The organism is Pseudomonas sp. 3MA1, from assembly GCF_029237275.1.
GTDB classification, from domain to species: Bacteria; Pseudomonadota; Gammaproteobacteria; order Pseudomonadales; family Pseudomonadaceae; genus Aquipseudomonas; species Aquipseudomonas fluorescens_AP.
In genome coordinates this window covers 782,523-793,843 of sequence record NZ_JAACFX010000003.1, presented here as the reverse complement: position 1 = coordinate 793,843, position 11,321 = coordinate 782,523, and the positions used below count along the sequence as shown (strand labels likewise).

Sequence of the window (11,321 nt, the reverse complement as noted above, 5' to 3'; positions counted from 1 at the left end):
ACCTGGCCTGGCGCGCGCTGCGCCCCACCTACCTGTTCAACGGCTACGGCCCCACCGAAACCGTGGTCACTCCATTGCTGTGGAAGGCGCGCCAGGGCGATGCCTGCGGCGCGGTGTATATGCCGATCGGCACCCTGCTGGGCAACCGCAGCGGCTATGTGCTGGATGCGCAACTGAACCTGCAACCGATCGGCGTGGCGGGCGAGCTGTATCTGGGCGGCGAGGGCGTGGCCCGGGGCTACCTGGAACGCCCGGCGCTGACCGCCGAACGTTTTGTGCCTGATCCCTTCGGCACTGCGGGGGGCCGTCTGTACCGCAGCGGCGACCTGACCCGCGGCCGTGCCGATGGCGTGGTGGACTACCTGGGCCGGGTCGACCATCAGGTGAAGATCCGTGGTTTCCGTATCGAACTGGGGGAGATCGAAGCCCGCCTGCGCGAGCAAGAAGCAGTGCGTGAAGCGGTGGTGGTGGCCCAGGAAACGGCGACTGGCAAGCAACTGGTGGCCTATATCGTGCCGTTGCAGCCAGATCTGCTCGGCGATGCCCTGGCCCAGGCCGAGTGCCGTGAAGCCCTGCGCCGGGCGCTGCGGGTTCGGCTGCCGGACTATATGCTGCCGGCACACTTCATGTTCCTGCAACGCATGCCCCTGACGCCCAATGGCAAGCTGGATCGCAAGGGGTTACCGCAGCCAGATGCCGGGGCTGGGCAGCAGGTCTATGTCGCTGCGCAGACCGAGCTGGAGCAACAGGTGGCGGCAGTCTGGGCTGAAGTCCTGGGGGTAGAGCGTGTTGGCCTGAACGATCATTTCTTCGAGCTGGGCGGGCACTCGTTGCTGGCCATGCAGGTGATCTCGCGCCTGCGCCAACTGCTCGATCGGGAGGTTGCCCTGCGCACCCTGTTCGAACAGCCTCAGTTGCAAGGGTTCGTTGCCGGCTTGCAGGCCTGCGAGGACAGCACGGCGAGCCAGGCTCCGGCCATGCTGCCCGTGAGCCGTCAGCAGCCATTGGCCTTGTCCTATGCCCAGGAGCGCCAGTGGTTTCTCTGGCAGCTGGACCCGCACAGCGCCGCTTATCACATCCCCAGCATCCTGCGCCTGCGCGGGCTGCTGGATCTGCCCGCCTTGCAGCGCAGCTTCGATGCGCTGGTGGCCCGCCATGAAAGCTTGCGCACCCTGGTGTATCAGGATGGCGAGCGTGCCTTGCAATTGATCCAGCCGGCATTGGCCTTGCCGATTGTCCGGGCCGATACCGACCAGGCCGGCCTGCAGGCGCTGGTGGAGGCCGAGATCGCCAGACCTTTCGATCTGCAACAGGGGCCGCTGCTGCGGGTCAGCCTGCTGCGCCTGGCCGAGGACGAGCATGTGCTGGTGCTGGTGCAGCACCATATCGTCTCCGATGGCTGGTCGATGCAGGTGATGGTCGATGAGCTGGTACAGTTGTACGCGGCTTACAGCCAGGGCCAGGATCTGCAACTGCCGGCCATGGCGTTGCAGTACGCCGACTACGCCGTATGGCAGCGCAGCTGGATGGAGGCCGGGGAAAAGGAGCGGCAGCTGGGGTACTGGCGCGAGCAGCTGGGCGGTGAGCAGCCGGTGCTGGAACTGCCTTGCGCGCATCCGCGTCCGGCTTTGCCGAGCTATCGTGGTGCGAGCCTGGAGGTCGAACTCCAGGCCTCGCTGGCGCAAGGGCTCAAGCACCTGGCACAGGCTGAAGGGGTGACCCTGTTCATGCTGTTGCTGGCCTCGTTCCAGACCTTGCTGCATCGCTACAGCGGCCAGCAGGATATTCGCGTCGGGGTGCCCATCGCCAACCGCAACCGGGTGGAGATCGAGCGCCTGATCGGCTTCTTCGTCAACACTCAGGTGATGAAGGCCGATATCGACGGCCTGATGCCCTTCAGCCAGTTGCTGCAGCAGGTGCGGCAACGGGCGCTGGATGCCCAGAGCCATCAGGATCTGCCCTTCGAGCAACTGGTGGAAGCCCTGCAGCCGGAGCGCAACCTGAGCCACAACCCACTGTTCCAGGTGATGTTCAATCACCAGAGCGATGCCCGTTTGGGGCACATTGAACAACCCTCGCTCGCGCTGCAGGTCGAAGGCCTGGATTGGGGCAGCCAGACAGCGCAGTTCGATCTGAGCCTGGACACCCGGGAAACCGCGGACGGCATCCATGCAACCCTGACCTACGCCACTGATCTGTTCGAACCGCAGATGCTCAAAGGGATGATGGGGCATTGGCAGAACCTGTTGCAGGCGCTGCTGACCGACCCTCGTCAGCGGGTGGGGCAGTTGCCGGTGCTGGATGAGCAGGAGCGATTGTTGATGGTCGAGCAGTGGAACGACACCACTCGCGACTACCCGTTGCAACGCAATGTGCAGCAACTGATCGAAGAGCAGGTGGCACGTACCCCAGATGCGCCGGCCTTAAAGTTCGGTCAGCAGAGCCTGAGCTACGCCGAACTCAACCGCCGCGCCAACCGCCTGGCCCATCGCCTGATGGAGGTTGGTGTCGGCCCGGATGTGCTGGTGGGGCTGGCGGTGGAGCGCTCCATCGAAATGGTGGTGGGCCTGCTGGCGGTACTCAAGGCCGGTGGCGCCTATGTGCCGCTGGACCCGGAATACCCACGTGAACGCCTGGCCTACATGCTGGACGACAGCGGCGTGAAACTGCTGCTGACCCAGTCTCATTTGCAGGAGCAACTGCCGATTCCGCAGGGGCTGCAAACCTTGGCGCTGGATCAGCTGGATGCGCAGTTGACGAGCTACAGCGAGCAGAACCCGGGCATCGTGCTGCAGGGCGAAAACCTGGCCTATGTGATCTACACCTCCGGTTCCACCGGGCAGCCCAAGGGTGCCGGCAACCGCCATAGCGCCCTGACCAACCGCCTGTGCTGGATGCAGGAGGCCTATCAACTGGATGCCAGCGACAGCGTGCTGCAGAAAACCCCGTTCAGCTTCGACGTATCGGTGTGGGAATTCTTCTGGCCCTTGATGACCGGCGCGCGGCTGGTGGTGGCGGCGCCAGGGGATCATCGCGATCCCGAGAAACTGGTGAATCTGATCAATGCCGAACAGATCAGCACGCTGCACTTTGTGCCGTCGATGTTGCAGGCGTTCCTGCAGGATCAGCTGGTCGCCAGTTGCACCAGCCTGAAACGCATCGTTTGCAGTGGTGAAGCCTTGCCGGTGGATGCCCAGCAGCAGGTGTTCGCCAAGCTGCCGCAGGCCGGTCTGTACAACCTTTATGGCCCCACCGAGGCGGCCATCGACGTCACCCATTGGACCTGTGTCGATGAAGGACGCGATGCAGTACCCATCGGCCAGCCGATCGCCAACCTGCAGACCCATGTACTGGATGAGCAGTTGCAGTTGGTCGCTGCCGGGGTGATGGGCGAGCTGTATCTGGGGGGCGTGGGCCTGGCCCGTGGTTACCATCGCCGTCCCGGGCTCAGTGCCGAGCGCTTCGTGCCTTGCCCGTTCCAGCCGGGTGCTCGCTTGTATCGAACCGGCGACCGGGTACGCCAGCGCGCCGATGGGGTCATCGAGTACCTAGGGCGTTTCGACCATCAGGTCAAACTGCGGGGGCTGCGTATCGAACTGGGCGAGATCGAGGCGCGTTTGTTGGAGTACCCGCAAGTGCGAGAAGCCACGGTGCAGGTGGTCGATGGCAAGCATCTGGTCGGGTACCTGGTGCTGCAGGAGCGAGCCGAGCATTGGCGTGAAGCCCTGGGCAAGCATTTGCTGGCGCATTTGCCGGACTACATGGTGCCGGCGCAATGGGTGCTGCTGCAGCAGATGCCCCTGAGCCCCAACGGCAAGCTCGATCGCAAGGCCTTGCCCAAACCCGATGCCAGCCAGCATGAGCGCCGTTACGTGGCGCCGCAGAGCGAGCTGGAGCTGAGGGTGGCGGGTATCTGGAGCGAGATCCTGGAGGTTGAGCGAGTTGGCCTGAATGACAATTTCTTCGAGCTGGGCGGGCACTCGCTGCTGGTACTGATGCTCAAGGAACGGATCAGGAAAGCCACCGGCACCGTGCTTTCCGTGAGCCAACTGATGCTCAACCCGACGGTTGCCGGGCAGGTGGCCTGTCTTGAGGGTGAAGCCCGCAGTTCGTTGATCGTCAAGCTCAACAGTCAGACCCAGGGCACGCCGTTGTTCCTGTTCCACCCCAGCTATGGCTCGGTGCATTGCTACAAGGCCATCGCGCTGGCGCTGCGTGAGCTGTGTCCGGTGATGGGGGTCATGTGCCGTGCCCTGGCCGAGCCCGGCAGCGAGGTGCCGGCCTGGCAGGCGATGGTCGAGGACTATGCGGCACAGCTGCTCGATGCCCAGCCGCAAGGCGCGTATCGTCTGGCGGGCTGGTCCCTGGGTGGCAACCTGGCCATGGAAGTGGCTCATGTGCTGGAGCAGGCCGGGCGTGAAGTCGAGTTCCTGGGCTGGATCGATGCATCACCACCTTACTGGTTGAAAGCCTACTGGGACACGGCAGTAATTGCCGACAGTGATGAGATCCCGGTCAACTGGCGGCGTGTCGAACTGCTGCAGGTGATGTTCGCCGCCGCGAGCCCGCAGATCCGCCAGGCCTGGGAGCAGGTTCAGGCGTCTGATGTCAGCGAAGACGAACAGTGGCAGGCCTTCGACGCCTGGGCCGAGCAAGCCCTGGGCGATGCCTACATGGAGATCAAGGGCGAGTTGCTGCAAGGCAATGAAGCCGAGATTTCCTGGGAGCTGGACCGTGCCCTGGGGCAGCGCCTGCGGGATGCCGACTTCAAGCGGATCAAGGCCCCGGTAAGTTGCTGGTGGGCGGCGGCCAGCCGCGCCGGGCAACATCGCCAACTGATCGAGGCGAGCATAGAGCAGTGCATGGGGCAGCCCTGCATCAGGCAGTCGCAACTGATCGATTCCACGCACGAGCGGATCATCGACAATCCGGCATTTGTGCAGAGCTTTGTGGCGGCCATCAAGTAGCAAGGGTCGGCAGTCAAATGCCCCTGGTCATGACAAGTGACCAGGGGCATTTTTTTGCCTGGGCATTCGTGCGACCGGAGCAGGGTTCAGTGGTGGGCGCCGGTTCCGGTCCGGCCGGCAGGGCACAAAGGCTGTCGGGCGGGCATGAAAAAGCCCCTGCTCGCTGAGGCGAGCAGGGGCTTGGCGGTACGCAATCAGAAGTTCCAGCGAGTGCTGAGCATCACGTTGCGCGGGTCGCCGTAGTACGAGGAGTTATAGAAGCCGATATTGGTGTAGTACTTCTTGTCGAACACGTTGTTGACGTTGAGCGTGGCCGATACGTTCTCGGTGATCTGGTAACGCGCCATCAGGTCAACCAGCCACAGTGGGTCCTGGGAGAACTTCTCCTGAGTGCCCTTGCCGTAGTTTTCGAGGATCTTCCAGCCAGCGCCCTGCCAGCGTACGCCGCTGCCCAGGGTCAGCTTGTCCAGAGGGCCGGTCAGCTTGTAGGTGGTGTAGAGGTTGACCTGGTCCTGGGGTTCCCAGGTGGAGACCTTCTGGCCAGCCTGGTCGCGGATGATCTTGTGGGTGTAGCCGGCCTGCAGCTGCCAGCCGGGGGCCAGCTCGCCGGAGATTTCCGCTTCGTATCCCTTGGCCTTGGACTTGATGCCCTTGGAGGCGTAGTCCAGCCCCGGGTAGCTGTTGGGAACATAAGCGAGATCGTCGACCGGACGGTTCTCTTCATGCACTTCGAAGTAGGCCAGGCTGGAGTTCAGGCGGCCGTCGAAGAACTCGCCCTTGAGCCCGATCTCGTAGTTCTTGCCTTCGTTCGGTTCCAGCGGCTTGTTGTTGCGGTCGCGATAGTCATCTTGCGGCAGGTAGATCTCGGTATAGCTGGCATAGGCCGAGAAGTTTTCATCGAGGTCGTAGACCACGCCGGCATAAGGCACCACCTTGCCGGTGTCCTTGACCTGGCTGGTGCCGCTGACCTCGTAGTTGTTGACCCGGGTGCCCAGCAGTACGTGCAGGTCGTCGGCCAGGCTGAAGCGGCCGGTGATGTAGCTGGCGCTTTGCCGGGTCAGTTCGTCGTTGCGCTTGGTCTGCGGGCCCCAGTCCGGTTTGGGAGCGTCGCCATCCCAGTTGAAGTAGTCGTGGCTGTTGTTGTAGTTGGTGGCGTTGGTGTAGTCCCGGCCCAGCCAGCGGGAGCGGGAAACCGAGGTGCCGACCACCAGCTGGTGCTCGCGACCGAACAGGCTGAAGGGGCCGGTGGCGTACAGGTCGCCGGTGTCGCTGGTGGTTTCGCCGGTGTATTTGCGGGTCAGCATCGTGGCCTTGCCGGTGTTCACATCCGGCGACAGCAGGGCGGCCAGCGGGGCGTTGTAGCCATTGATCTGGTGGTTGTACTGCGCCTTGGCCACCCAGCCGTTCTCGAAGCTGTGCTCCAGGGTCGAGAACACGGTGCGGGTGTATTGCTCCCAGCGGCTGAACTTGGCGCCGTTGTTGAACGAGCGCGGCGTGCTGATGCGGTTGCCGGCGGAGTCGAACAGCGAGGCCGCCCCGGACCAGCTGGAACCTTTGGGGTTGCTGTCCTGATAGTCGGCACCGACGGTCAGCAGGGTGTCCGGCGACAGGTCGAACTCGAGAATCCCGTAGTACACATTGGTCTGGCGCGAGTAGTGGTCGAGGAATGACTTCTTGTCCTGATAGGCCGCCACGGCACGGCCGCGAACGTTGCCGGTTTCGGTCAACGGGCCACCGACGTCGATTTCCGAACGGTAGTTGTCCCAGGAGCCGGCCCCCAGGTCTACATAGCCCTTGAACTCGGAGGTCGGTTTCTTGCGCACCATGTTGATGGTGCCACCAGGGCCGCCGGCGCCTGTCAGCAGGCCGGTGGCGCCTTTGAGAACTTCCACGCGGTCATAGAGCACGGTGTCGGTGAGGGTATGCCCGGACGAGTACTGCGGGTCCTGCAGGATCGGAATACCGTCGTACTGAAAGTTCTGGATGGCGAAACCGCGCGAGAAGTAGGCGGTGCGCTCGCTGTCGTAGGTGGCGACCGTAATCCCCGGGGTGTGGCGCATCACGTCGTCGATCGACTTGAGGTTGAAGTCTTCCATGGCCTGGCGGGTGACGACGGAAATCGATTGCGGTGTTTCCCGTGGGGTCAGCACCAGGCGTGTGGCAGTGGCGATGGTGCCTGGGGTGTAGGAGCCGGTGCCTTCGGTGATGGTGCCCAGCTGATTGGCGGTGACTTGGGTCGTGCCCAGTTCCAGCCCCGCCGAGTTACCGGCAGTGGCGGTGATGGTGATCGAATTGCCCTGCAGGTTGTAACCCACGCCTGTGCCCTTGAGCAGGTTGCTCATGGCCTGGTCAGGCTGCAGCTTGCCCTTGACCGCAGCGCTGCGCTTGCTCTGCACATCTGCCGGGTTGTACAGCACCTGCAGGTTGGTCTGCCGGCCGAACTCCTGAAGAGCACTGCCCAGCGACTGGGCAGGAATATCCAACTCGATCTCTTGCGCTTGTACGTAACCGGCTATCGGTAGCGAAACCGCAAGGGCCAGGGCACTGGGCAGCAAGTTGATGTTCAGGGCCCGTCGCATGGATAGCGCTTTACTCAGGGGACTGAGACCGAGTAGTGCTGACATGGATGCTTTCTCTTCTGTGTGTTGGCTGTTTATAGGTATTTATTGCGGTTAATTCTCATTACCACTAGTGTGACGTTCCTCCTTGAACAAACCGGAAAAAAACTCAGGCCGGCTCCATTTCCTGCACCACTTTGCCGGCGCGCAGGCGCACCAACTGGTCGGCGATATCGAAATAACGGTCGTCGTGGCTGATCACGATGATGGTCTTGCCCAGGCGCTTGAGATCGGGCAGCAGCTCGGTATAGAAAATCCGCCGGAAGGCCGGGTCCTGGTCGGCGGCCCATTCGTCGAATACCAGCACCGGCCGTTCTTCGAGCCAGGCATTGACCAGGGCCAGGCGCTTGCGCTGGCCGGTGGACAGGTCGGTGGTGGTGAAGGCACCGTCCTTGACGCTGACCTTGTGGGCGATCTCAAGGCGGTCCAGGTACTGGGCGGCGACGTCCAGGGGCTTGCCGGTGCTGCCCTGCACCAGGTCATCGAACAGGTAGTAGTCGGCGAACACCGTGGTGAACATCTGGCGGTAGTCGTCGCGGACCAGGTCGGTGACCGCTTCGCCATTGAGGCGGATCTCTCCGGATTGTGGCGGATACAGGCCCAGCAACAGCTTGATCAGGGTGGTCTTGCCGCAGCCGTTCTCGCCAACGATGAAGACGATGTCGCCCTGCTTGATGCGCAGGTTGATCGGCCCAAGGTGGAACGGCTCACTGCCTTCCACCGGCGGTGGGCTGTAGCGCACTTCGCGCAGCTCCAGGCTGTGCACCACCGCTTGCGGTGCTTCGCTGTCGTCCATCAAAAGGTGCGGCTCGGGAGAGGAGAAGCGCTCGGACAGCTCGCTGATCCGGGCGAAGGCGATCCTGGCCTTGCCGACGATGGGCAGGTAGCCGACCACGTGCTCCAGGGGGCCCTTCATGTACAGCAGCACCAGTACGAAACCGGTGATCACTGCCGGGTCCGGGTTGGGGTAGTAGGCCTGCATGGCCAGGGCCAGGCCGATGACCACGAAGAACAGCATCGAGCCGAAGCTCTTGGCCAGGATGTAGATGTTCACCGAGCGCACCTGGATATCGCTGATGCGGTCGGCGGTTTTCTGGATACGCTGGGTGTTCATGCGAAAGCGCCGCGGCCGGTGGATACGCAGTTCCTTGGCGCCGGAGGCGATCGCGTTGTAGTAGCGCTGCAGATCGTCCTCGTGGTCGCGGGCCTCATCGAAGCCCTTGATGCCCTTGCCACCGGCCACCAGTTGCACACTGGTGCCGATGATGATGGCCACTACCATCATCAGGAACATCGGCACCGAGAGGTACGCCAGGTAGCCCAGGCAGCCCAGGGTGACGGTGGTGGCGATGGCCAGGGGGGTGAAGGCGAAAGAGAAGTCGCTGATGGTGTCGACGTCATGGGTCAGCACCGGGATCAGGCGATGGGAGCGATAGCGTTCGATCTGGGTGATGGGCGCCGAGAGGACCTTTTCCCCCAGGTCCTTGCGCAGGGCGGCAATGATCCGCTGGCCCACATAGTTGGTGCCGATATCCGAGACGATGGAGCTGGTCAGCGCCAGCACGCACAGGGCGGCGAAGGTCAGGACCACGCCTTGGGTCATGCCGGTTGCCGAGTGCAGGGCGTTGTTGATGGTGGCCAGCAACAGGGTGATGGCCAGGCCGCCGGCCATGCCCAGGGCGACGGAGATCACCACGATGGTGCGAAAGGGCCTGAGCAATGCGAGCAGACCGTTGAAGGCGCCGCGCTTGGGGTCGGTCATAAGTGCTTCCCGGAGAGTGGATAGAGGGTCGTTGCACGCAGACCCTTACCCCTGACAAACGAAGCGCCGGCGCGAGTATTTAGCTCGGCCTGCCAGCCTGGCGGACGCTGCGGATAAATTGCCCGGCCCGTGGTTCGTTCTTGTGCTGTGGGCGCACGTGTATCGACGCCGTGCCTGAACCATTCAGCGAGAGCGAGTCAATGACGAAGAAGAATCTGGTGTATGTCTGGTCCCTGCGTAACGCCGCCGCCGACAAGGCGGGACAGCCGGTGGCCTACAAGGACCACGAGCGCTACATGAAATCGGTGCTGGAGTTTCTGGTGGAGACGCTGAACCAGACGCCCCTGGGCGAGGCCTATGAACTGGTGGGTGTGGTCTACGACGATGACGAGCAATCGCCGCGGGACCAGCAGCTGGTCAGCGACTACGGCTTTGCCTATCAGCCCGGGCGCCAGTGGCTGTACCCGGCGGACCTGGAAGTGCAGGGCCGGCTGGTCAACGACCTGCTGCTGAGCGTGCCGTCCACCTATCGTCGCCATCCCCGCGGCAGTGCCGAACACATCGCCGGCAAGCAGGATTTCGAACGCCGCCTGCACGACACCCTGGTGGAACTCAAAGCCGACATCGTGGTGCTCGACGGCCTGCTGGTGATCCTTGATGAGCTGGTGCGTCCGGGGGCGCCGTTCGCCCGGCGGATCATGAATATCCACCCGGGCATCACCCGCATCGAGTCGCCCTATGAGCGTCGCGGTGCCTATGCCACCTGGAATGCCCTGTACGGTGCCCGCGGGCAGAAGGTGGTGGACTGGAGCACCCGGGAAACCGAGCCGACCGAGCCCTTGTACCTGACCGGCGCCTCGTTCCACTACGTGGACAACGGCATCGATTCCGGTGAAGTGCTGCATGACGTGCTCAACACCGAGATCGGGCCCGAGGACACCATCCTTGAGCTGCGCTGGAACAACTTCAACAACAGCCTGTTCCCAGCCTTGCATGAAGGCCTGGAACTGCTGGCCAAGCAGGCCTGAGTCAGGCTCAGCCGGGGCTTGCCGCCCCGGCTGGCACCAGGCGTTACAGAACGCGCACTACGCGAAAGCCGATCCAGTCGCCACGGGCGTTGGGGTAGATGCTGTTGCGGTTGCCCGAGCGCGAGAACACCGGGGCCTCGCCCCAGTCGTTGCCCCGGATCTGCAGCGATTCGCAGCCGGCCTCGACCCAGGCGCTGCCGTCGGTGGGGGCGCCAACATAGTTGGGGTGCTCGCAGTCGGCGATCCATTCATAGACGTTGCCATGCATGTCGTACATGCCAAAGGCGTTCGGCGGGTAGCTGCCCACCGGCGAGCTGAAGCTGTAGCCGTCCGCCGGGCCATAGGTGTTGGCGTGCTTGGCGATGCTGTAGTCCTTGCCTTCGTCGAAGGGGAAGGGGAAGGGGCTGCTGGAGCCGGCCCGTGCCGCATATTCGCGTTGCGACTCGCTGACCATCTGGTAGCTATGGCCGGTTTTCTGCGATAGCCAGGCAACATAGGCCTGCACTTCGGCAAAGTTCATGCACACCGCCGGCTGGCGCGGGCCCTGCGGGTAGCGCGGCTTGCTGGCGATGCACTCGCGCCCGGGGCGGGTATCGCCGTCGGGAATCTTCACCCCGGTCTGGCGGATGTAGCTGTCCCATTGCGCAGCGGTGATCTGGAAGCGGCTCATGGCGAAGGGCTTGGCGAAGGTCACCTGGTGCATCGGGCCTTCATCGGGCTCGCGGCCGACTTCGTCTTCCGGGGTACCCATGGTGAAGGTGCCGGCGGGCAGCACGACCATCTCCGGGCAGTCCTTGCAGTCCTTGAAGACCTTGCCCGGTTGCGGGTCGGCGGCCTGGGCGGCGTTCGGCAGCAGGCCGGCCAGAAGTATGCCTAGGGCCAGGGCGGCCAGTGGCTTGAGCGGTGGACGGGATGGAGGATGGTTCATGAGTCATCTCGATCAAGG

General features: G+C 63.4%; 5 protein-coding genes. 2 read left to right on the top strand and 3 right to left on the bottom strand.

The annotated features are described in order from the left end of the window. Positions 1-4,967: non-ribosomal peptide synthetase (locus GWQ44_RS12575; protein WP_275927465.1), on the top strand; the 4,967-nt coding region annotated here is incomplete at its 5' end. A 194-nt stretch (positions 4,968-5,161) separates the two neighbouring features. On the opposite strand, the gene GWQ44_RS12570 is transcribed toward GWQ44_RS12575, so the two are convergent. Next, positions 5,162-7,546 carry a TonB-dependent siderophore receptor gene (locus tag GWQ44_RS12570; RefSeq protein ID WP_275927464.1) on the bottom strand — a complete coding sequence of 795 codons (2,385 nt, stop codon included), beginning with the start codon at positions 7,544-7,546 and terminating at the stop codon, positions 5,162-5,164. Positions 7,547-7,694: 148 nt separating this feature from the next. Further along, entirely contained in the window at positions 7,695-9,347 is a 1,653-nt protein-coding gene (locus GWQ44_RS12565; RefSeq protein WP_275927463.1) for a cyclic peptide export ABC transporter, read from the bottom strand. A gap of 200 nt (positions 9,348-9,547) precedes the next feature. Between GWQ44_RS12565 and GWQ44_RS12560 the strand changes: the two genes are divergently transcribed. Further along, the gene (locus GWQ44_RS12560; RefSeq protein ID WP_275927462.1) at positions 9,548-10,375 is read left to right on the top strand and encodes a formyltransferase family protein; all 828 of its coding nucleotides are present in this window, start codon (positions 9,548-9,550) and stop codon (positions 10,373-10,375) included. A gap of 43 nt (positions 10,376-10,418) precedes the next feature. Here the strand turns inward: GWQ44_RS12560 and GWQ44_RS12555 are convergent, their stop codons facing one another. Then, a complete protein-coding gene (locus tag GWQ44_RS12555) occupies positions 10,419-11,303 on the bottom strand; it encodes a formylglycine-generating enzyme family protein (protein ID WP_275927461.1) in 885 nt (294 codons plus the stop codon). Positions 11,304-11,321 lie beyond the last annotated feature (18 nt).